Below are 22388 nucleotides of genomic sequence, written 5' to 3' on the forward strand. Positions count from 1 at the left end.
AACAGTTTATATATCTGTAAATTTTGCCTTTTTTGCTAGATTTTCACTTCTTTCCTAAGCAAGAATTATGTAAGCGTACTCCCACTCTAAAAGAATAAATGACTATCAGGTTGAATGTTAATTTCCATTGGTACAGCTTGCGGTTCGGCAGAAAGAGCAAAGAAAATCGCATTGGCAGCAGTTTCAGGACTGAGCATTTTTTTCCGGTCTACTTTTAGGTTGACATTATCCCAAAAAGGAGAATCTACCCCACCAAAGTAGAATAGCGTGAACTTGATACCAAAACGCTTGAGTTCTTCTGCCATGCACTTGCTAAAACCGACAACACCAAACTTAGAAGCCGAATAAGCCGCTGCCATCCCCATTGAATGCTTGCCCAGAATTCCTACTACATTACAGATGTGGCCAGACTTGCGCTTTTGCATTTCTTCAGCAGCCGCCTGAGTGGTGTAAAAGCTACCTTTTAAGTTGACATCTAACATCTTGTCTAAATCAGCAGGTTCTAGGCTGTTGTAGGGCTTGAGTATACCAGCACCAGCTGCATTCACTAAAATATCAATTTGACCAAACTCAGCGATGGTCTTTTCTATCAAACTATCTACCTGTTTGGGGTCAGTAATATCGGTGGGAACAGTCAAAACTTGTCCTGGTAAATCAGCAGCCAGTGTCGTTAAACGCACCGCATCTCTGGCAGCCAGTACCAACCGAACTCCGGTAGGCGCAAGTTTTTGTGTTAAAGCTGAACCAATACCACCAGTAGCACCGACAATAACAACAACTTTATCCTGCATTGTATTATTTATATTTCTTTACATCTTTTTACATAATACAGAATTACAGGCTCAGGTTGTAGGTAGACATCCAGAAAGTATTTACTCGCTGAGTAGCGCCATTACCTCATATTCCTTGCCACTTGCCTTTAATGTAAATGTGGGAGATGATTTTAGATATTTAAGAAAACTAGAACCTAAGTTTAATTCTTGAATAATTGAATTGGGTGATTCTCCAGTGATTTTCCGTATCTCTGTACCTAATTGGGACACAGATAATTTACTTCTAGGAGATTTTTTTTGTATATCTTGAATAATTTTTAATATTAATTTATCTAATAGTTTTCCATTAAGAACTTTCACTAAACCTTCTTTTTTTTCTTCTTGAATAGATTCTGTAAAAGAGTTATCTAACACAGAAATGACTTTCTCATTTCCTAGATGCTTTGAATTATCTTGAATATTAATAATGTCACATTTTTCTTGAAATAAAGTCGCAACAGCCACTAAGCTGTTTAATCGAGCATTGATTGATTCCTGTTCAATTTTAATTAAATCTTGAATTGTATCAACCACTTTTTCCAAGGATGGAACTTCTGTTGCCACTGCTAAGGAATAATGAGTTAATTTGCCAGTATTCCGATTTTCTATATTCAAACTTTGCCCTTGTCTACGCACCCAATAGACAATTAATCCCTGGTTTTGGAGTTCGTTACATAGGTGAATTAAAATTCCATCGCTAGAACAGACTAATATTTCTTTAACTGTTGGATAAGAGCGTAAGATACAAGCACCAAATGCAATCATTTTTGCATCAGCACTATTTTTACCTTCAGGCACATGGACAAGTTGATAGCCACGGTTATATAGTTCAATATCTTGCTTCCCAATACTGGGATTTTTCCAGTTAGCAAATGCTATTTTAACTTGGAGAGGATATTCACAAACACTAGCTAAAAATAATTCTGAATTAATATCTAATTTTAAGTTTTCTACATCCAAAAGTAGAAGAGAGATTCCTGTTTTTAGCTTAGGTTTAATTTCATTTTTTTGCTGAATTTTGAGGAGTAATTGATTGAACGCAGCAGATTCTAGCCAATCAGGCGATAATATAGTTTGCAGCAGTTCTTCAGCTAAGATAAAATTAAAAGAGCTAAGGCCTTTCTCTGTGACTTTTTCTTCTGGCAGGTTTTTTACTAAAGAAAGTTCCGTCGCTTCAGCCGTAGATACTTTACTATGTCCATTGCTATTAGCAAGCAAGCTATTTTCCAAGAAATGAGGGAATGCAGGCTCAATAAATTGTTTACCACAATTTTTGCAGAGGTAATTCTGCTTGTCATTACGACGACCATTTTGACGATATGAAGTAGATTCGCACTGGGGACATTTCATCTTGTGATTCAGGTGGTCTAGAGCAAATACTTTCCTTAAGTATATAGTATAAAAAAATACTGTCAATATTAGATTGCATTGCCCAACACCAGAACAACTTTCAGCAAGCGGAAATTCAATTTAACCCCTCATTTCCGCTTGCACTATGTATTAACCCTCTAAATAGCTAGAATTAAAAAAACACTTCAACCGACGCGAGCAAAAACATAGTCGCGGGTACGAGAATCCACAGGGTTAGTAAAGATTTTATTGGTAGTACCAAATTCAACCATTTGAGTAATCCGATTTTCATTACTATAAAAGAAAGCCGTAAAATCAGATAGGCGAGTAACTTGCTGCATATTGTGAGTAACAATCACAATTGTCAACTCAGAACGCAAATTATGGATCAAATTCTCAATTTTTATACTACCCATAGGATCGAGACCTGAACAAGGCTCATCCATCAACAAAACGTTAGGCTTGACCGCTAAAGCACGGGCAATACATAATCTTTGCTGTTGACCGCCAGAAAGCTCTAAAGCAGATTTGTGCAGTTTATTTTTCACTTCATCCCAAAGTTCGGCAGCTTTGATGGCAGATTCAACAATTCCATCTAATTCTACTTTCGGATGCCATCCAACTAACTTCACCCCATAAGCAACATTATCGTAAACGCTCATGGGAAAAAGATTTGGTTTGGGAAAAACCATACTAACTTGGCGACGTAAGCGATTGATGTTAACACGACGCTCATAAATACTCTGCCCAAAAAATTCTACTTTTCCTTCAACCTTTATTTCTGCTTCTAATTCACTCATGCGATTTAACGATTTAAGAAAAGTAGACTTCCCACAACCACTAGAACCAATAATTGCCGTGACTTGGTTTTGGTAAATATCCATTGACACGCCTTCAACTATCTTTTGAGTGTCGTAATAGAAGCTGAAGTTTTTGACTCTGATGGCTGGAATTAGTTTACTCATATTCCCAAAACGTGTGAAACAAAACTTGATTAAGTAAAACAGTACAAATCAGCAATGCTGTTTCACTATGTTACTGCCAAAATGAGATATTCATGGAAATTACGTAGCTATACAGTAGTCATACAGCAAATAAAGTGTTATCAGATATTTGTATCAAGACTGTGTGCCAAAATTTATCTTTTATAGACTTTTTATACCCATCTTTTGCACCTTGACTGATATAGCATCCTTTGTTTTGAAAAAGGATTAGGTCTAGTTAGATTTAAAATAGCTACGTAGAAATCAAAATATGAATATCATACAGCAGATTGCAATTTGGTGAGGTACACAAGCTAAGTCTATTACCCAGATATAAAGCGTGTTTTACTCCTAAATTCTAAATTTTGCTGTATATAACGCTCTTCCATCACTCTTGGAGTAAGCAATCGCTGCAAGGCATACGAGACTTCATTTTCCAGATTTTGGCTACATTTTTGAATTTATATTAGAAAATTAAAGCCTCAAACCTTGATTTAGTCTAGTTTCAGTTTTTGCTTCGATTATTGTTGTCTGAGAGTGATGGAAGAGCGATAAGTAGGACGACGTAAATAATTAAAGGTTTGTAGTGAGGGCTTCAGCCCTCAAAGTAGGGCTAAAGCCCTCACTACAAACTAACTTGAATATTTTTTACATTAGTTAATATAGTTTGAATTATTCTCACCGACTTACTTATCTCATAGATAGTGAGGAGTTATTTTTTTATAAAGATATAGGACTTACGCAAAAACCCTCTCAAACTCTCATTCCTCCGTGAACTCTGCGCCCTCTGTGGTTCGTTTTCCGTTACCCGTGCGTAAGTCCTAAGATAAATTAGTAAATTTTTTACACTACATTTTATGAGTATCTTCTAGTGCAAGGTAGATTGACAAAATCAACAAGTCACACTTGAAAGTATCTTAACCGAAACGCCCTGAAATGTAGTCGCGGGTGCGGGGGTCTAATGGGTTGTTAAATATTTGCTCTGTAGCGCCAAATTCAACCATTTGACCAATCCGACTTTCATCTGTGCTAAAGAAAGCCGTAAAATCAGAGACACGAGCGGCTTGCTGCATATTATGGGTGACGATCGCAATTGTCAATTCAGACTGTAAACTGTGGAGTAGTTCCTCAACTTTCATGGTGGCGATGGGGTCAAGAGCCGAGCAAGGCTCATCCATCAGCAGAACTTTCGGCTTGACTGCTAAAGCACGGGCAATACATAATCTTTGTTGCTGACCACCAGAAAGACCTAAAGCTGATTTATCGAGCTTATCTTTGACTTCATCCCAAAGAGCAGCGCTGTGAAGTGCAGATTCGACAATTTCATCTAATTCTAATTTTGAATGCCTACCTGCTATTCTCATCCCGTAGGCAACATTTTCGTAAATGCTTATAGGAAAAGGATTTGGTTTTTGAAATACCATACCAATTTGGCGGCGTAAACGATTTATGTTGACACGACGATCGTAAATATTCTGACCAAAAAATTCTACATCTCCTTCAACTTTGACAGGCCCTTCTAATTCGCTAATGCGATTAAGAATTTTGATGAAGGTAGATTTACCACAACCACTAGGGCCAATAATTGCCGTGACTTGGTTTTGGTAAATATCTATTGACACCTTTTCAATTGCTTTGATTGTGCCATAGTAAAAGCTAATATTTTTAACTTTGATAGCTGGAATTAGGTTACTCATGCAATTCGTAATTCGTAATTCGTAATTCGTAATTAAGATACATAAAACAAGGCTTTAAACTAGCAGATTGTCCTTTTAATATCATACTTTGCCAAGATGCAAAACAATACAAAAAATTACTTATTTTACTTAAATTTTCTTTGCCTAATAACTAAGCGAGAGAGAATACTTACACATAAAATTAAGGCGAGTAGAACTATAGAAGTAGTCCATACCAATTGACTTTTTTGGGGGTCGGGGTCGTTATAGAGGTTAAAAATCAATACTGGTAAAGAAGCTGTTGGACTTAACAATCCTTCTGACCAATCTAAACTAAATAAAGCAGTAAAAATTAAGGGTGCTGTTTCACCAGCTGCACGAGCTACAGCTAATAAAATGCCTGTAGTAATTCCGGGGATTGCTGTAGTTACAACAATGCGAAAAGTAGTTTGGAAACGAGTTCCACCTAAAGCAGCGGAGGCGAGGCGTTGAGATGTGGGAATCAGTTTTAAGGATTCTTCTGTCGTCAGTATAATTACAGGTAGCATAATCACGGCTAAAGCAAAACCACCTGCGATCGCACTAAATCCTTTAGTTACCAAAACTATTACACCATAAGCAAACACGCCGACAACAATTGAAGGCACACCTGTAAGAATACTAGTAACAAAGCGAACGATACTAGCAACTGGGTTAGTTTGATTAAATTCTGCTAAGAAAATTCCTGTCATTATCCCTGTGGGAATACTTAAAATAGCACCAATTACCACCATGATTATGGTTCCCAAGATGGCATTGCCAAAGCCATTATCAATAACTGCTTTGACAAACATTTCTGATTTGAGTCCAGATATCCCCCGGACGAAAATTTCCCACAAAATTGATAATAAAGGGATGAGTACTAGACCTGTAAGACCAAAGGCGATCGCATTCATTGCGTATGTAAATATTACTCGCTTTCTTGGCAGAGGACTACATAATTCTGCCGCCAAAGATTCATCTTTTTTTGTCTGAATATAACCACTCATAAGTTTGACAAAGTTTGATTGATAAACATCTTGTTAACTGACGTATTTGTAAGAATTTAAAAATTGGATAGTGTTATTTATTTTTTCTGCCAACCCACTTCACTAAGATGACAGCGCCAATATTTACAGCTAAAGTCAACCCAAACAAAATCAATGCCAAATAGCTTAAAGCACCTATATGCAAACCCGGTTCAGCTTCGGCAAATTCATTAGCTAATACAGAGGGAATTGTATAAGCTGGATCGAGTAAAGAAGCGCTGATTTGAGCAGAGTTACCAATCACCATAGTAACGGCCATTGTTTCACCCAAAGCCCGTCCTAAAGCAAGCATTGCTGCACTTACTATTCCAGAAAATCCAGATGGTAGCAAGACTCGAAAAATTGTTTCCCAACGAGTGCCACCCAAAGCCATAGATGCAGTACGTAATTCTTTAGGGATAGCCATTAAGACATCACGACTAATTGCTGCCATTGTGGGCAAAATCATGATGGCGAGAATAATCCCAGCAGTCAACATATTAGTCCCCGAAGGATCTTCTGTATTGAATAATGGTATCCATTTAAAAGTACTGGCTAACCACTTTTGTAGAGGTTCTAGAACTGGAATAAAGACAAAAATCGCCCACAAACCAATAATTACACTGGGAATTGCGGCAATTAATTCAACAACAAATGCTAGGGTAGTTCGCAGCGATGAAGGTAAGAAATTTTCACTTGTGACTAAGGCTACTGCTATGCCGATTGGGACAGCGAATAAAATAGCGATCGCACTACTTACTAAAGTTCCATAAATATAAGGTAATGCACCAAAAATCTGATTACCTGTATCCCAATCTTGTCCCCACAAAAACCCCATTCCAAACTGCTTAATGGCTGGTAGAGCTTCGTGTAAAATTACCCAACTCATCAAAAATAGTACTGCAACGGTAATCACGGCAAAAAAGTATACTAGCCGTGTAAAACCTTGGTCAAACCAAAAATTTATACCGCTGGTAGTAGTTAGATTTAAATTTTCATCGCCTAGATTTGAATCATCTGATAAATTTGCCATTACAAATCAGTAAAATAGATTTTTGATGACTGCTAGAGCGAGTTATTAACTCAGTCTATTAGTGGAAGTAGTAAAATAATCCCCCTAAACCTCTTAAAAGGGGGATATATTCAAAGCACCTTTCTCTTTTTAAGGAAATTGGGGAATCTCTTTTGCGTAATTTCTAAAAATTACAAATTAAGGCTTGACAGAGCTATTCACTGTCTGAAGCACTCGATTTGCTACATCAGATGGAATTTTGGTGTAGTTAAGGTCATCGTTATATTGTTGACCGTCTTTCAATACCCAATTAATCCATTTCTTAATTGCATCAGCTTTAGCAGCATTAGCATACTGTTTGTAAACCATCATCCAAGTAAGACCGACAATGGGATAACCTTGTCCTGGATCTCCTATAAAAACGCGGTAGTTGTCTGGGAAAGTGACAGTTGATAAAGCTGCATTTGCAGATTCTAAAGAAGGAGCAACAAATTCTCCATTCTTATTTTGTACCAATGCTGATTTCAGCTTATTTTGGACAGCGTAGCTATATTCAACATAACCAATAGAACCAGGAGTCCGAGCTACTATAGCAGCTACGCCCGGATTCCCTTTGCCTTTGAGGACATTTGGCAGATTCCATTTTGGAGCAGTGTTAGTTCCAACTCTGCCTTTAAAATAACCGCTGATGGCACTCAAGTGATTCGTAAAAATGAAAGTTGTACCGCTACCATCAGCACGAACAGCAAATTTAATTGTTTGATTTGGTAGATTAGCGCCTGGATTATCAGCTTTAATTTTCGCGTCATTCCATTTGGTAATTTGACCCGAATAAATTGCTGGTAATGTAGCGCGGGATAATTTGAGATCGTTAACGCCTGGAAGATTGTAAACAACAGAAACAGCACCGCCTGCTGTAGGTACTAAAATTGCACCATTCTTGACTTTAGCGATTTCATCATCTTTCATTGCAGCATCACTACCACCAAAGTCAACGGTTCCAGCGATGACTTGACGAATACCGCCACCACTACCAATTGCTTGGTAGTTAATTTTTAAGTCTGGATATTTCTTCTTCACTTCACGAGCGTAGCGTTCGTAAAGCGGAGCCGGAAAAGTTGCTCCTGCACCATTGAGAGTTTCAGCTTGTGCGATCGCACCAAAAAATGGACTAAGTGCAACAGAAGTCGTCACCATTGAAGTAGCAACGACACGATTCAATATGGCGGTCGAAAAAATCATATTACCTCTGATAAAAGGAATATTTCCTTGGTGTTATTTCGGTCTTAAAATAAGGTACATTTTTTATATTTAAACTTTGTTTAACAAATGATGAATAAAAAATTAATGTCTGTTTAAATGTTACTTTTAAAGATTTTTATCTTGTTGATATTTGATTTTTTAATTAGTTCAGGACTTACGCAAAATTATGAAAAAACGAACCGCAAAGGACGCAAAGGACACAAAGTAATAAGAGTTTGAGAGAGTTTTGCGTAAGTCCTATAGTTAAGTAAAAATATGCGGATTAAAATTTTAGGTTTAATTTAAATAATTGTAAAGTGAGTAAATCATCTAATATCAAAATTATCAATTCAGTAGAAAAGAGGTAAAAAATATATAGAAAGCATTGCCTCTTGTTCATCAGATAATTCGGTAATGATGCGTTTTTGCATATTTCAGTGCAAGAGTTGAATTAAGTAAACAGAATGTCTTCTGTTACTCTTTGGCTAAAACATTAATTCTAAACTAACCCGATTAATATTTATTACAGAGTCACCTTTAACCATCCAAAAATATCACCTACCCTCAACTGTAACCCCTGACAAAATTCTGGCACTGGTAAAACAGACTCAATTTCCTCAAAAGGTAAAGGTTGTTGTCCCGCAGGATAAGCAGCAATGAATCGCTCATCAGGGTCAATTAACCAACCCATTTGAGTCCCGTGATTGAGAGCGTGTAAGATTTTTTTTGTAATTTTTGTATGGCTTTGTTCGGGCGAGAGAATTTCGATCATCCAGTCGGGTGCTGCGGAAAATGTATTGGCAATATCACCATTTTCGTCTACAGGAAGCCTTGCCCAAGAGAATACAGCGACATCGGGAACTATAGAACGTCCTGCAAAAGTACAACGTAATTCTGGAAAAGCCCAACCCCTTTTTTGGACTTTGATGACAGAATTGATTGTGGGACAGAGTTCTCCTTGAATAGTGCTATGTTTTCCTTGAGGCATAGGTTTTGAAATTACTTTACCGTCTATGTATTCGCAATACGGTTTAGTTTCTGGTAGTGTGAGAAACTCTTCTAGAGTCAATCTTTTATTTGATGTTTGTACCATGATTATCCTAGCTGCAATTTATGATGATTTATTTACATAGTTAGTATTTGCCTTATTCTAAAATATTTTTTCAATTTGCCAATCAGCCGCCATCTAAATTATTTCCTGTTTGCTTGCGGCTACAATACAGCACTAAAAGTATAAATAATCCTATCCCTGCCAAATATTTAATTGCATCAGGTACATTAGGATTAGGAGAAAAAAAGCCTTCGATCGCACCAGCAATAATCAACATGGGTACAATCCCAAATACTAGCTGCACCGCTTGATATCCATAGAATTTCAGTGCATCTCCACGGCGATATTTACCAGGAAATAAAATTGCTCTTGCTAATAAAAATCCCGCACCGCCAGCAAAAAAGATCGCGGGTAATTCCAAAGAACCATGCGGAAATACAAAGGCCCAAAAAGGATAAGCTAGATTATTTTGACCGACTAAAGTACTAACAGCACCAATTAATAAACCATTAAATACCATCAAATAGGCTGTGTATAGTCCAGCCGTCATACCACCGGCAACAGCCCCAAAAGACACCGACAAATTATTGATTGCGATCCCGCTGGATGCCAGAGGTTCAACACCGACAATTGAACCCATCCATAATTTATGCTCATCTCGCACCTTGGTAATCAAGCTTTCAGGTACGATTAAAGGCATAAAGCTGGGGTTTTGCCAGGAATACCACCAAGCCACTAGTGCGCCTAGTAAAAACAGCGCCGTTGCCACAGCAATATATACAAATGATTTCTGAACTACAGATGGTAATCCCCAACGATAAAATTCTAGGATTGCCTGCCATTCCTGTCGCCGCGAACCTTGGTAAATCTGCGTATAGGCACGAGTTGTTAAAGATTGTAAACTTTGGATCGAGGTATTGCCGATTTGCTGAGTGCGGGCACGTGCCAAATCTGCCGCCACTGAACGATACAAACTCGCTAACTCTCTAATTTCTGCTGCCCGTAAGGACTTTAACCCTTTTTTTTCTATCTGCCTTAATAGGGCATCTAAACGCTGCCAATTCGGTTCTCGTCGCGCAATCCAACGTTGAATATTCATGAATTTTGGGAACACTGAGTTTAACTTAGCTTAAGATAGCCTCAAATTCATCTCCGTAATTTCAAGGGAAATTTACCATTATGTCTGAAAACTTTGGATCTTCCGGCCAGATACAACCACTGAGTATCGGTAACGTTGTCAGTGCTGCGGTACGGTTGTATCGTTCTCATTTGAAGACTTATCTTAACCTAGCTGCGATCGCTCACTTGTGGGTTTTAGTTCCTGTGTATGGTTGGGCAAAATATGCAGCCATTTCTGGACTAATTTCACGCTTGGCTTTTGGAGAATTGATTTACCAGCCTGAAAGTGTTCAAACTGCCCGCAGCCATGTTAATCCACGTCTTTGGTCTTTTTTAAGAGTTGCTTTCCAAGTAGGTATATCTTTGCTGATAATTTATATTGGATTAGCGATCGTGGGCGGTGTACTAGCTAGCTTGATCGGAGTAGCATTAGGAGGAATATTAGGTAGTTCAGGCATTATAGTCATAACCACATTGGCAATAATTGTAACGGCAGGCATTATATTGTTAGGACTAACCTGGTTCTACTCCCGTTGGATAGTAGCTGAAGTGCCCTTAGCAGTTGAGGAAAATATCAATGGTGGCGAAAGTGTTGCCAGAAGTTGGGAGCTAACTAAAGCCTCAGTCTTTCGCATTCAGGGCATTGTTTTAGTTGCTTTTATCGTTACATTGCCTTTGGTGTTTGTATTAAACTATATACCTAGCTTATTTCTAATCAAACTTGAGCCTGGTACTGCTATTTACTCGATTGTGTATATTATTTCTGTGATTGGAAGCTTGATTGGTGGAGTTTTAGTCATGCCATTCTGGCAAGCACTAAAAGCTGTTTTATACTTGGACTTGCGTAGTCGGCGTGAAGGTCTAGGTTTACAATTACGAGAACCTCCCTCGCAAGATTTTCGTTAACTCAATACTTTAATCCAACTCTATTAATTTTGAATTAGTTAAAATATGCGCTTTTTTAATCGCATCACATTCCAGACTCCAGAAAGTGTAGAGTTGGAATTCACTCTAGCGGGAATCGGTAATCGAGCTTTGGCACTCCTGATTGACTATACAGTGTTGGGTATAACTTTGCTTCTGTTCGTCCTTATTTGGAGTGTCTTCTCGACGCAGCTGTTAAATTTTGCTGAATACTTTTTTACAAAATTACCAAGTTTAGATATTTGGTTGTTAGCAATTTTCTTCATTATCGCCTTTGTAATTTATATCGGCTATTTTGTATTTTTTGAAACCTTATGGTTTGGGGAAACCCCTGGTAAACGCTTTGCTAAAATTCGTGTAGTTCGAGATGATGGTAGACTGATCGGGTTACAACAAGCAACGCTACGTGCTTTATTGCGACCCTTTGATGAAACTTTATTTATTGGCGCTTTTTTAATTATGCTGGGTAGCCGCGAAAAGCGCTTAGGTGATTTGGCTGCTGGCACAATTGTCATTCAAGCCGAAGCACCCACTGCATCTACCAGATTGACAATTTCAGAACAGGCAAAAGGACTTCATGAACAGTTAATCGAAATTGCTGATTTATCGCAATTGATGCCAGATGATTTTGCTGTGATTCGCGAGTATTTACAGCGACGTGGTGCAATGTCATTAAAGGCAAGAGCTTCACTATCTCTAAAGCTAGCCGAGCAAGTTAAAAATATTATTAATTTAGAAAAATTGCCCGAAGCTGTTACGCCTGATGTATTTTTAGAAGCAATTTACCTCGGTTATCAACAACCGAAATTTAGCTAATTTAGCTAATTAAGAATGAGTAGTCAGTAGTTTGCACTTACTGACTACTAAACTAGTTACTTAAAAATCCAAAATCGGCCAGTCTGGTTCACGATAATAGCGTGTCATGTTGTCAAACTTTCGCAATTCAACACGATCGATCAAAAATTCTGGCAAATTCAACAGCCATTCTTCATTCAATTGAGAAAGCATGGTGCTGAAGCTTATGCGGTCTAGGTCAGACGGAACCTCCCCAAAATAGGCTAATGTAACATGGGCTGTGAAGTGATAATGCTGCTCAATACCCAAGGCAATTAACTTGGGATTTTGATAAATTGTTCGGCGAAATTGAATAATTTCCTCGTAACAGCGTTCATCTTGCGGGACTAAACAAATTGCTACAGCTCTTGGCATCAGTATTAGTCCCAGCATTTGCCATTTAATTGGATGACTCCTGTTTGTCATCAATTGTTGATATTTTTGAAATATTTCAGCTAAACAAGAGTGTAACTCCTCGTCAAATTTAGGATTTTTTTCGTAGGCATCAAGGTAAGCATTGTCCCAAATTAAATCCGCTAAAGTCAGATGGAAGCTAGCAGGAGGTACAGGTACAATCAAATTACGGTTTACAGGCAACTGCAAAAGTTCCTGTTGATAAGTCTGTAATTTGGCATAGAAAGCAGAGTTGTGTGATTCTTCTTCTGCCGGCGGGGTAATTAGCGTATAGCCAGGAAAGGATGCCGCTTGTCTCAACCCAGAATTTAGCTGAAATTTAGAAGATTCCTGAATATGCTGGGCTTGGGATCTGTAGGCTTCTGGCAGCGTCAGTCTTGCTAACCGATTTAAGTAAGTTTGATAGTTGTCGTCCAATCTTCATAGCCTCATGCTCTCACTTGATAGATTTTAGGGAAAATTACCTTGATTAAGAGAATGATTTCAAAAGTATTTAATTTTTGGAAGGGAGATGAGGGAGATAGGGGGACAAGGGGACAAGGGGGTAAACAAAACTCTTAACTCTTAACTCTTAACTCCTAACTCTTAACTCAGCACTCCTAATGGCCCATCTACTAAGAGGTTTATCTATGCCAATCTATGTTTACTGGGGTGAAGATGATTTTGCGATGGAAAAGGCGATCGCACTTTTGCGCGATCGCGTCCTCGATCCCCAATGGACAAGTTTTAATTACACTGCATTCCCGCCAGATCGAGATGATGCTGCTATCCAGGGGTTAAATCAGGTGATGACGCCTACTTTTGGCGCTGGTGGGCGCTTGGTATGGCTGATCAACACTACTCTGTGTCAGCACTGTCCAGAGAATGTGTTGGCAGAGTTGGGGCGATCGCTATCTGTGATTCCCGAAAACTCATTTTTATTACTCACTAGCCGCAATAAGCCAGATGAACGCCTCAAATCCACGAAATTGTTAAAACAGTTTGCGACCGAATTCCGAGAATTTCCCCTCATTCCTCCTTGGAAAACAGAATTACTGGTGCAATCTGTTAATCAAGCAGCCCAGACAGTGGGCGTGAAACTGACTGCCAATACTTCCCATCTGTTGGCAGAATCTGTAGGTAATGATACACGGCTTCTTTACAATGAGTTAGAGAAATTACGGCTATATGTCCAAGGTAGCAATAAGCCCTTAGACATAGATACTGTTACGAAGTTAGTAAGAAATACTACTCAAAATAGCTTACAATTAGCAGCAGCAATCAGAACAGGAGATACAGCAAAAGCTTTGACAACACTGGCAGATTTGAATAATGCTTCCGAGCCGGGATTACGGATAGTTGCGACGCTGATTGGACAATTTCGCACCTGGCTGTGGGTAAAGATTATGATAGAAAGTGGGGAACGGAATCAACAAGCGATAGCTATTGCCGCTGATATCGGTAATCCCAAACGGATTTACTTCTTACAGCAAGAAATCAAGCTGCTTTCTGTGCAACAGTTAATCTTTTGCTTACCCCTACTGCTGGAATTAGAGGTTAGCCTTAAGCAAGGAGCATCAGAAATGTCAACACTCCAGACAAAAGTAATCGAACTTTGTCAAGTATGCCGAGGAAATTGACAATCAAATATAAAAGCTCGATCTATTGAGCGGTTCCTGGAACTTCCAACTCTGAAAATAATTCAAAGTTCTTATAATATCCCTGATGTAGTTTCGTGTCACACACTATATGAAAAAAGTTTCTGATTTATTTTCTCGAACTGGCCGAAAGCGAACCCTTTCGCGATCGTTATTTTTCGGCGCGATCGCTACTTTGGGTGTGATTTCTAACGCTTTTTCATTTAGTTCTAAAGCTGACGCTCAAACTCCAGCACCAATAGTTAACAATACTGAAATTGACAGTTATGCTCAAGCCGTGCTAGCAATGGAGCCAGCCCGTCAAAATGCTTTTGAAGAAATTAAAAAACTTATTGGCAATGGAGAAATTCCCCAGATTGTTTGCAACGATTCTAATAGCATCAATGGTCTTCCAAAGAAGGCTCAAGATATCGCAGTGAACTACTGTAACCACGCTCAAAAAATTGTCGAAGATAATGGTTTGAAATTTGAACAGTTCAACAAAATTACCATAGAACTACAAAATAATACTATCTTAAAAAAGCAGGTTTACAATACTCTATTACGCCTGCAACAACCTCCTGAGTCTCGATAAGTAGAAGGGCTACTTAAAATCCCAGTACGTAGTAAGTAAGTGGTTAACTACTATGGGAATCATACTAATTATTCGGACATTATCGCAGTCCTATTTGATTCATGAAAAATAATACTGTTCGGTTAAGGCAAGAGACGCGATGAATCGCCGTCTCTACAATAATCGGTCTTTTGTAGTGGCATCATCTGTCAACGTTGCGGCTGGAATTCCCTCTTGTTCTCGCATCGACTAAACAGAGGGGGGTGAGGGCAGAGGGGCAAAAGAGCTGAGGTGGGCATTCTTCAAAAGTGGTAGTTTGACGGTAAACGTCGCTCCTTGTTCTTTGCCTGGGCTATCTACGTGTACAGTACCACCATGTAATTCTACTAAATGACGGACGATCGCTAATCCTAGTCCTAATCCACCATAGATTCTAGTGTTAGAACTATCAGCTTGACGAAAGCGATCGAAAACGTAAGGAAGAAAATCACGACTGATACCAATGCCTGTATCAATCACCTGAATTTGGGCATATTTATCCGTTGTCTGTGGTTTTTCTTGTCCACTAACCACTGACAATTGCAACTCTACTTTTCCGCCAACGGGTGTAAATTTGATGGCATTGGATAGCAGATTCCAGATGATTTGTTGCAAGCGCTCGGAATCCCCGGAAACTAAATATTGAGAATTTTCACCCAGCTTGCTGTTTTCTGAATGTTGATTGGTTTGGGATTGTGCTGCTGAAAATTCGAGATTTTCATGATTAACTCCTAATTCCCAATCTGAATTTCGCGTTGCTTTTGAGGGAATTAGGGAAAATCTCAAATCGATTTCCTTGGATTGGGCGGCTAAACTAACAGTCTTGATGGCTGACTCAATTATGGGAATCAAATTACAAGTACGGACATCGAGGTGTAACTTGCCTCTAACCATCCGCGATATATCCAGTAAATCTTCAATTAGCTGGGTTTGCGCTTTGGCGTTGCGCTCAATTGTCTCCGTTGCTCTAGCCATTTGGGTATCACTGAGCTTGCTTCGTTGCAGTAATTGCGCCCAGCCAAGGATGGCATTGAGGGGCGATCGCAATTCGTGGGATAATATCCCTAGAAACTCATCCTTCATCCGGTTGGCTTCTTGCAATTGCTCAGTTTGTTGTTGCAAAGAAGCAATTAAACTAGCCCGTTCCATTGCGATCGCTATTTGGTCGCATACTGCTTGCATCATCCCTTTTTGATTGTCGGTGAAGCTTAACCGAGTGCGGCTGCCAAAAGAAAGAGTACCCAACAACCGTCCTTGGGCAATTAACGGATAACCATAATAAGCAGTAATTCCTAAAGAACGAATCAATTCTGTTTTCGGGTCAATTGATTGCTGCACATTCTCTAGAGCAATTGCACAACGCTCCTGGGCGACAGTCCCACAAACCGCTTCAGCAAATTCCAAGGACTCGATTTGCTTTGCTATCTCCTGGGAAAAGCCGCTGTAAGACTCTAGCCGCATTACCTGAGAGTTATCCTCAACCAAATAGTTAAAGTAAATATCTAAACCAATTTGGTCTTTTAGTTTTTGGTAGACGCTATCGATTAGTGCTACTGGTTGCTGACTCGATAATAAATCGTTGGCTGTGTCAAATAGTAGCTTTAACCTTTTGTAACTTAATGAGAGGGCTTTTTGTGCAGCCTTGAGGTTGCTGATTTCTTGGAACACCAAGATACAGGTAGCCGGATGACCGTGCATTGCTGGCAAGGTATCAGCAAATACTAGTAGAGATAGCACACCAGCGGGAGTATGCCAGTCCACCTCCAATCCATTCAGGCGTTCGCCACGGGCAACCCGCACTCCTGGCATCAGTTCATTGGGGATGCGATCGCCAGCGGCATCTGTATAGTAGTAAACTGTGTGATACTCTTCGGCAGGTACACCTTTAGGAAATTCGCCCCCAGCTAATTCGTCAGCCGAGCGATTGGCAAAAGTTACCCGCGCCGTTCCTGGTTCGATAAACAGCAACGGTCTTGGCATCAGATTTAACACATCCTCTAGCCATTTTTGCTGATTTAAAAGTACTTCCTCTGCGTGTTTGCGCTCCGTAATATCTAAAAATGCACCAACGCTTCCTCTAGTTTTACCCTCTTCGTCAAACAGGGGTGCAACATAGTGCAACAGCTTGACGATTTTGCCATTTTCATGGACGACATCAAGTTCAGAATTCAGAACTTCGACACCATGAGCAGCAGAATACTGCATTGGGAGTTCTTCTGTTGACAGTTCCCTTCCCTGGCGGTGTATCTTAAAGCTTGGTGGTCTTTCGTCCAAGGGAGCGTTGAGAGAACCATTTGTATCTGACGATATCCCCAACTGCTTGGCAAAAGAAGGGTTGACCTTAATATTTTGGCATTTTGGATCTTCGGCAATACCAATTCCAATGGGAATTACCTCCAACAAAGTTTGTAACTCACTAATGCGGCGCTGTAGATCCCTGTTTAGCTGTAAGATTTGTTCCTGGGTCTGCTTTTGCTTGGTGATGTCACGAGTCACCGTTGCTAAGGCAATTGGCTGACCTGTTTTGTTATCTGTAACGGTGAAGATGTTGTAATCAACTGGTATCGGTTGACCTGTTTGGAGATGTCGGAAGCAGAATTCTCCCTGCCAGCGCCCTTCTGATAGCACAGTCGGCAGTATATATTTTTGGAAATAGGCTTTGTCTTTGGGCATGAAGTAATCTAATACTGCTTTTTGCCTCACTTCATCAAGGCTAGCAAGACCTACCAGCTTTTTACCTGCATCATTTATGTAGAGTAATTGACCTTCAAGGGTGGCGATGCCGATAAAATCAGAGCTATTTTCTACTACCGACACTAATTTTTGTTGCTCTGTCTCTGCTTGCTTGCGTTCGCTCAAGTCGAGGATAAACGCTACTGACTCTTCCCGATTTTCTCCTAGCAGCACATAACCAACTAAAACCGGGATGCGGCTACCATCCTTGCGAATATATTCTTTCTCGTAGGGCGTACAAGTAGCGTTGGTATTTCCTTTGGCTTCGGCAACACCTCGCTCATCTAAATATAAATACTCTGGTGGTGTGATATTGCGCCAACTTAACTTACCTGCTAACAAATCCTCCCGCGTGTAACCAATCATCCTCAAGAATTCGTCGTTTGCCTGCTGGATACCGCCATACACGTCGCCAAACAGAATGCCAATGACGTTAGAATCTACAAAACTCCCTAGTTTAGCTTCGTAGGTTCTCAGTGCTTCTTGGGCAAGGTCGCGTTGATAGCTGAGGTGTTCAATAACCCTGGCACTTTGCCAAATCAAAATAGTAAAAATTACAATCACAACGATCGCAAACACCGATACTGCAAATGCCGGATCGTATTGTCCTGCTCGTTGTCCTTCAACAATTACCCACCCTAATATAAAAGGTACTGCGATCGCGGCAACTAGTAAACGACGTGCAAGTAAGCCGCCGTCACTATCACTTGTAACTACCCTCATTAAGCCATGTTCTGCCCGCGCCCACAGAATACCTATACTGAGTAAGAGGAACAACACCGCTGTATGTAAGGCCATTGATGTTGTATAAGGGGCAAGTCCGTAGAGAACTTCCACTTGGTAGGCATAGCCCATCAGCGCCTGAAAGGAAATTAAAGTAGCAATCAGAGCGATAATTTGGGCATACCAATAACTGCGGTGGGTTTTTGGATGAATCAGAATCTGTAGGGCGACACTGACCAGGATAAAGTTCAGTGCTGTGTTCACCCCCATTCGCCCCGGATACAATGTCGCTAAACTAGTTCGCGAATCGCGAAACACCAGTTCATCAATTCCCAGATTCCAGCCGAACAGATATTGACAAAGAGTGAGCGCTGCAATTGTGGTGACAGCTATTGCACAGACCTGAGAGATTAGAAGAGTAGGAAAATGGGTAAATAATTTTGTTAGCGCAGCGTTAGCGAGTCCGCGAACGTCATTTTGAATTTTGAATTTTGAATTGTTTCTCCCTGCCCCCCTGCTCCCCTGCCCCCCTACTCCTCGGTCACTGAGCGTAGCCGAAGTGCTGCTCCCCCGCTCCCCTGCTGTTAAAAATAGCCACAGCGACACACCACACAACACAAAACATAACGCCGTATTGACTTTCATTGTGGCAGGACTACCAGGAAATCCGCGCTTCAGAACTTCAATACCAAGACACCAGCCAACTAATACCAAGCTACCAACAAAAACAGCGATCGCACTTGCGACTCTTGGCACAAGTGAATTTGTAGAGATTTTAAATCTATCTTGCAGCTGCAAGCGGTTAATATTTAACATTGAGTGTTCTCTAACCGCATCTATCTAGCGTGGTAAACTTACGTATTTCTTACGATTTAATCATTGATGTTATTTGTATTTTAGGCTACACCTTGACTTGTTTTTCATCTACCTCTATGCATATTTTTCCTTGCATAATGAAATAATGGTGGCTCAAAAAACCACCTTTGCGAGTATTTCAGAATTGCAGGCTATGTAGCTTACCATCATCTTGAAAACGTTGCTCTCCAACACCAACAAGTTCTACAATCACTTCCCTCGGTGGAGGTGTCCATTCTCCTATTCTCGCTCCAATTTCAACTACCGTTCGATCGGACTCAGTAAATACGCTGATATTTGCTAGCGAAAACTTTTTATCTTGATACTTGTTTGTCTCTCCATCATCTTCAAATAGCTGATATTCATTATTACCAGGCCAAATACGTAATCGAATCTGGTCGAGCGGAGCCTCATCAACGTATTGCCTGACAGGTTGCATAGGAACGATCGCACCGCTACGAACATACAGTGGCATTTTTTCCAGTGGTGCATGAGCAAGAATGTGAATCGGGCCTTCATAGCGATCGCCACTCCACCAATCATACCAAGTGCCAGCGGGTAGGTAGACAGCTCGATGCTCAACTCCAGGGCGGTAAATTGGTGCAGCCATCAGCGATGCACCAAGCAATACTTGATCGTAGAGGCTATAGATTTTCGGATCGTTGGGGAAGTGGTATAATAAGGGTCTTAAAATCGGCGCGCCCGTCGTTGCCGCTTCCCAAAAAAGACTATAAATATAAGGAAGTAATTGGTAACGTAGATTAATGTATTCTCGACAGATATTTTCAACGCGATCGCCAAATACCCAAGGTTCATGACGAGCAGTAGACATTGCCGAGTGACCGCGCATCAGTGGGTAAAGCATCCCTACCTGCATCCACCGAGCGAATAATTCAGCGGTGGCGTTACCAGCAAACCCGCCAATATCGCAACCCACAAACCCCACACCCGAAAGTCCCATGTTACAAAGCATCGGCAGAGACATTTCTAAATGCTCCCACAACGATTGGTTATCCCCCATCCACACAGAAGACCAGCGTTGCACACCAGGATAACCCGATCGCGTTAACACAAATGATCGCTCTGAACTTCGATGCCGCTGTAACCCTTCATAACAAGCTTTAGCCATCATCAACCCATACAAGTTATGCACTTCTGTATGAGTAGACGTAGATAAATTCTCCCCTGCTCCCCTGCTCCCCTGCTCTCCTGCCCCTCTGCTCCCCTGCGGCGCATCTAGAGGAAACCAAATCTTTTCCCCATCATCGCCGAAAGGGCGATCGTTTATGGCAGGTTCATTCATATCATTCCAAATTCCTGCCACACCAATATCAGTTAGGCTTTTGTGTAAATCAGCCCACCAGTTAGACACATCAGGACGTAAAAAATCAGGAAAAACAGCTTTTTCAGGCCAAACGTAGCCGTGAAACAACGTACCATCAGCTTTACGCACAAAATAGTCGTTTTCTATTCCTTGGTCAAAAACATGATAATTACCTTCTGGTTCATACTTCACACCAGGATCGATAATTGTGACTGTTTTGAAACCATCCTCTGCTAAATCACTAATAAGTTTTGCCGCATTGGGAAAGCGTTGAGGACTCCAAGTAAACACTCGATAGCCCCGCATATAGTCAATATCCAAGTGAATCACATCGCAAGGAATGCGGCGTTGACGGAATTCCTTTGCCAGTTCTCGCACAACGCTTTCTGATTCGTAACTCCAACGGCATTGATGATAACCTAGCGCCCATTTCGGCGGTAATGGCATTCTCCCAGTTAGCTGAGTGTAAGTCTCCAGGATTTGGGCTGGTTCGGGGCCGTAAATAATGTAATAATCCAATTCACCGCCACGAGTTTCCATCTTCCAAATACCTGGTTGTTCAGCGCCGATATCGAACTGACTCCAAAAAGTGGTATTGAAAAAGATGCCATAGCTTACCTGCGGACGCAAAGCCATAAAAAATGGAATTGCCTGGTACATTTCATCAGTGAGTGAATCATAATCTAGAGCATCCGTTGTCCAGTTAGTTTTTACTTCGCTGAGTTTATCCAGAAAGCCTGTGCGTTCACCAAAGCCATAAAAATGTTCGTCGGCTGCAATTTCCTTCCACCCTGCAACTGCGCCCATCCGCCAACCTATCCCCATCTCTGCATCTTGAGCAAAAGGACGATTAGCTTTGTCAAAACAGGCGATGCGACATTTTTCCCGCTGAACGCACACACGAATCTGTTCTGTTTCAATTTCTATCGTTTCTTCATTTTCCCGTACTGCAAAAGGTGTTATTGCCCATTCTGCATCATCTGGCGTCACAGCCCAAGAGCGGCGAGGCATAAATTCCCCAGTTGGTGCAAAACGTACACGGATTAAATTCGGAGTCAGTACGCTGATAGTCAGGCGTGAGTCGCCACAGTCAAAATTAACAATATTATTTTCCCAGCTTACAGCTTTTACATTGCTAACAGTTGTCCAAGCTTGGTTTGTTGTGGGTAGTTTTCCAAAATATTGCGGCATATCAGTTATTTAGCAGGTAAACACTTATCCGCATTCATGATTACAGAGATACTCAGCCTCAAACTCTTTCTTTTGCTAGAAGTTGGTGAAAAATGAGCAAATATTTTTTACCAAAATTATTTTTATAATGTACAAACTTGTGCATTGGTCTTTCAATACGCGATAAATATCAAAGTTAAAATTGCATAATTTTAACGAATTTTCTGGAATAGGCTAATGTAATAATGTAGATTATTTACTGTAGTACATAAGGAGGACGAACTATGACTGAGTTGCTAGCAGTCCGGGTTACTTTGACCATCCCAACTCAAAGAACGCAAGGCGCAGAGATTCTGTTCAGTCCTCTTTTTTACAGGAATGAAAACTAGAATTCACAGACATTCTGGTGCGGGAAGTTCCCCTGCATAGAAGTGTCCTCCTCTGTGGAACCTTGTGCAAAACAAGTAGCACACATCGAGGAAACATCAATGAATTTGGATTATTTAGGCTGGAGTGACTTTTTTGCTCGCAGCTTTGAACCCTATCGCTTACAAGGATTTAGCGTTGGTAGGGTTGCCATTGAATACAGAAATACTTACACCCTCTATAGCGAACAAGGGGAACTTTCAGCAGAAGTTTCAGGTAAATTGCGGCATCGGGCTTCTCAACCACAAGATTTTCCCGCCGTTGGAGATTGGGTTGCGATTAGTGTTAGAGAATCTGAAGGACGAGCCACTATCAACGAGATTTTACCCAGGAAAAGCAAATTTTCTCGCAAGACGGTGGGTAGTAAAACAGAAGAACAAATTGTTGCAGCGAATATTGATACAGTCTTCTTACTGGAGTTTAGACTAAAAGCGATATGAGAGAACGCAAATCAAAAGGAATTAG

At 40.5% G+C, this 22388-nt stretch carries 17 protein-coding genes; 5 read left to right on the plus strand and 12 right to left on the minus strand.

Annotated features, from left to right (window positions below; genetic code table 11):
* Positions 1-86: 86 nt before the first annotated feature.
* From ACM0OX_RS26225 to ACM0OX_RS26265, 9 genes are all read right to left on the minus strand, one after another.
* Positions 87-791, minus strand: coding sequence for an SDR family oxidoreductase (locus ACM0OX_RS26225; RefSeq protein WP_414517863.1), 705 nt, complete (start codon positions 789-791; stop codon positions 87-89).
* A gap of 81 nt (positions 792-872) precedes the next feature.
* Positions 873-2162, minus strand: a complete 1290-nt coding sequence (locus ACM0OX_RS26230; protein ID WP_414517864.1) for a transposase-like zinc-binding domain-containing protein — start codon at positions 2160-2162, stop codon at positions 873-875.
* A 185-nt stretch (positions 2163-2347) separates the two neighbouring features.
* On the minus strand, positions 2348-3127 hold the full coding sequence (gene pstB / locus ACM0OX_RS26235) for a phosphate ABC transporter ATP-binding protein PstB (RefSeq protein ID WP_414517865.1): 780 nt from the start codon (positions 3125-3127) through the stop codon (positions 2348-2350).
* 935 nt (positions 3128-4062) lie between these two features.
* Entirely contained in the window at positions 4063-4842 is a 780-nt protein-coding gene (gene pstB, locus ACM0OX_RS26240; protein ID WP_414517866.1) for a phosphate ABC transporter ATP-binding protein PstB, read from the minus strand.
* 125 nt (positions 4843-4967) lie between these two features.
* A complete protein-coding gene (pstA, locus tag ACM0OX_RS26245) occupies positions 4968-5849 on the minus strand; it encodes a phosphate ABC transporter permease PstA (protein WP_414517867.1) in 882 nt (293 codons plus the stop codon).
* A 73-nt stretch (positions 5850-5922) separates the two neighbouring features.
* Positions 5923-6900 (minus strand): phosphate ABC transporter permease subunit PstC, encoded by a 978-nt coding sequence (gene pstC, locus ACM0OX_RS26250; protein WP_414517868.1) that lies wholly within the window; start codon positions 6898-6900, stop codon positions 5923-5925.
* 177 nt (positions 6901-7077) lie between these two features.
* The gene (gene pstS, locus ACM0OX_RS26255; RefSeq protein ID WP_334928482.1) at positions 7078-8121 is read right to left on the minus strand and encodes a phosphate ABC transporter substrate-binding protein PstS; all 1044 of its coding nucleotides are present in this window, start codon (positions 8119-8121) and stop codon (positions 7078-7080) included.
* Between the two features lie 523 nt (positions 8122-8644).
* Positions 8645-9214 carry a Uma2 family endonuclease gene (locus tag ACM0OX_RS26260; RefSeq protein ID WP_414517869.1) on the minus strand — a complete coding sequence of 190 codons (570 nt, stop codon included), beginning with the start codon at positions 9212-9214 and terminating at the stop codon, positions 8645-8647.
* 82 nt (positions 9215-9296) lie between these two features.
* A complete protein-coding gene (locus ACM0OX_RS26265) occupies positions 9297-10271 on the minus strand; it encodes a stage II sporulation protein M (RefSeq protein ID WP_414517870.1) in 975 nt (324 codons plus the stop codon).
* Positions 10272-10351: 80 nt separating this feature from the next.
* Between ACM0OX_RS26265 and ACM0OX_RS26270 the strand changes: the two genes are divergently transcribed.
* Positions 10352-11197 carry a hypothetical protein gene (locus ACM0OX_RS26270; protein ID WP_414517871.1) on the plus strand — a complete coding sequence of 282 codons (846 nt, stop codon included), beginning with the start codon at positions 10352-10354 and terminating at the stop codon, positions 11195-11197.
* Between the two features lie 45 nt (positions 11198-11242).
* Positions 11243-12031, plus strand: a complete 789-nt coding sequence (locus ACM0OX_RS26275) for an RDD family protein (RefSeq protein WP_414517872.1) — start codon at positions 11243-11245, stop codon at positions 12029-12031.
* 60 nt (positions 12032-12091) lie between these two features.
* On the opposite strand, the gene ACM0OX_RS26280 is transcribed toward ACM0OX_RS26275, so the two are convergent.
* Complete coding sequence (locus ACM0OX_RS26280; RefSeq protein ID WP_414517873.1) at positions 12092-12880, minus strand: DUF1868 domain-containing protein; 789 nt, start codon at positions 12878-12880, stop codon at positions 12092-12094.
* A gap of 212 nt (positions 12881-13092) precedes the next feature.
* Between ACM0OX_RS26280 and holA the strand changes: the two genes are divergently transcribed.
* Together holA and ACM0OX_RS26290 are read left to right on the plus strand one after the other, a co-directional pair.
* On the plus strand, positions 13093-14082 hold the full coding sequence (holA, locus tag ACM0OX_RS26285; RefSeq protein WP_414517875.1) for a DNA polymerase III subunit delta: 990 nt from the start codon (positions 13093-13095) through the stop codon (positions 14080-14082).
* Positions 14083-14191: 109 nt separating this feature from the next.
* Complete coding sequence (locus ACM0OX_RS26290) at positions 14192-14674, plus strand: DUF4168 domain-containing protein (RefSeq protein ID WP_414517877.1); 483 nt, start codon at positions 14192-14194, stop codon at positions 14672-14674.
* A gap of 228 nt (positions 14675-14902) precedes the next feature.
* Here the strand turns inward: ACM0OX_RS26290 and ACM0OX_RS26295 are convergent, their stop codons facing one another.
* Both ACM0OX_RS26295 and ACM0OX_RS26300 read right to left on the minus strand, forming a co-directional pair.
* Positions 14903-18964: a PAS domain S-box protein gene (locus ACM0OX_RS26295; protein WP_414517878.1), complete on the minus strand. Its 4062-nt coding sequence runs from the start codon at positions 18962-18964 to the stop codon at positions 14903-14905.
* 178 nt (positions 18965-19142) lie between these two features.
* The gene (locus ACM0OX_RS26300) at positions 19143-21518 is read right to left on the minus strand and encodes a glycoside hydrolase family 31 protein (RefSeq protein ID WP_414517879.1); all 2376 of its coding nucleotides are present in this window, start codon (positions 21516-21518) and stop codon (positions 19143-19145) included.
* A gap of 467 nt (positions 21519-21985) precedes the next feature.
* Between ACM0OX_RS26300 and ACM0OX_RS26305 the strand changes: the two genes are divergently transcribed.
* Entirely contained in the window at positions 21986-22363 is a 378-nt protein-coding gene (locus ACM0OX_RS26305) for a hypothetical protein (RefSeq protein ID WP_414517880.1), read from the plus strand.
* Positions 22364-22388: the final 25 nt, after the last annotated feature.

It is taken from the genome of Nostoc sp. PCC 9305 (assembly GCF_963920915.1).
Taxonomy (GTDB): Bacteria; Cyanobacteriota; Cyanobacteriia; order Cyanobacteriales; family Nostocaceae; genus Nostoc.

Coding starts and splice junctions, on each gene's coding strand:
- pstB (WP_414517866.1), bottom strand. CDS start 4,842: ATGAGTAACCTAATTCCAGCTATCAAAGTTAAAAATATTAGCTTTTAC.
- pstB (WP_414517865.1), bottom strand. CDS start 3,127: ATGAGTAAACTAATTCCAGCCATCAGAGTCAAAAACTTCAGCTTCTAT.
- ACM0OX_RS26270 (WP_414517871.1), top strand. CDS start 10,352: ATGTCTGAAAACTTTGGATCTTCCGGCCAGATACAACCACTGAGTATC.
- holA (WP_414517875.1), top strand. CDS start 13,093: ATGCCAATCTATGTTTACTGGGGTGAAGATGATTTTGCGATGGAAAAG.
- pstS (WP_334928482.1), bottom strand. CDS start 8,121: ATGATTTTTTCGACCGCCATATTGAATCGTGTCGTTGCTACTTCAATG.
- ACM0OX_RS26295 (WP_414517878.1), bottom strand. CDS start 18,964: ATGTTAAATATTAACCGCTTGCAGCTGCAAGATAGATTTAAAATCTCT.
- ACM0OX_RS26275 (WP_414517872.1), top strand. CDS start 11,243: ATGCGCTTTTTTAATCGCATCACATTCCAGACTCCAGAAAGTGTAGAG.
- ACM0OX_RS26230 (WP_414517864.1), bottom strand. CDS start 2,162: ATGAAATGTCCCCAGTGCGAATCTACTTCATATCGTCAAAATGGTCGT.
- ACM0OX_RS26225 (WP_414517863.1), bottom strand. CDS start 791: ATGCAGGATAAAGTTGTTGTTATTGTCGGTGCTACTGGTGGTATTGGT.
- ACM0OX_RS26260 (WP_414517869.1), bottom strand. CDS start 9,214: ATGGTACAAACATCAAATAAAAGATTGACTCTAGAAGAGTTTCTCACA.
- ACM0OX_RS26300 (WP_414517879.1), bottom strand. CDS start 21,518: ATGCCGCAATATTTTGGAAAACTACCCACAACAAACCAAGCTTGGACA.
- ACM0OX_RS26265 (WP_414517870.1), bottom strand. CDS start 10,271: ATGAATATTCAACGTTGGATTGCGCGACGAGAACCGAATTGGCAGCGT.
- pstC (WP_414517868.1), bottom strand. CDS start 6,900: ATGGCAAATTTATCAGATGATTCAAATCTAGGCGATGAAAATTTAAAT.
- ACM0OX_RS26305 (WP_414517880.1), top strand. CDS start 21,986: ATGAATTTGGATTATTTAGGCTGGAGTGACTTTTTTGCTCGCAGCTTT.
- ACM0OX_RS26290 (WP_414517877.1), top strand. CDS start 14,192: ATGAAAAAAGTTTCTGATTTATTTTCTCGAACTGGCCGAAAGCGAACC.
- pstA (WP_414517867.1), bottom strand. CDS start 5,849: ATGAGTGGTTATATTCAGACAAAAAAAGATGAATCTTTGGCGGCAGAA.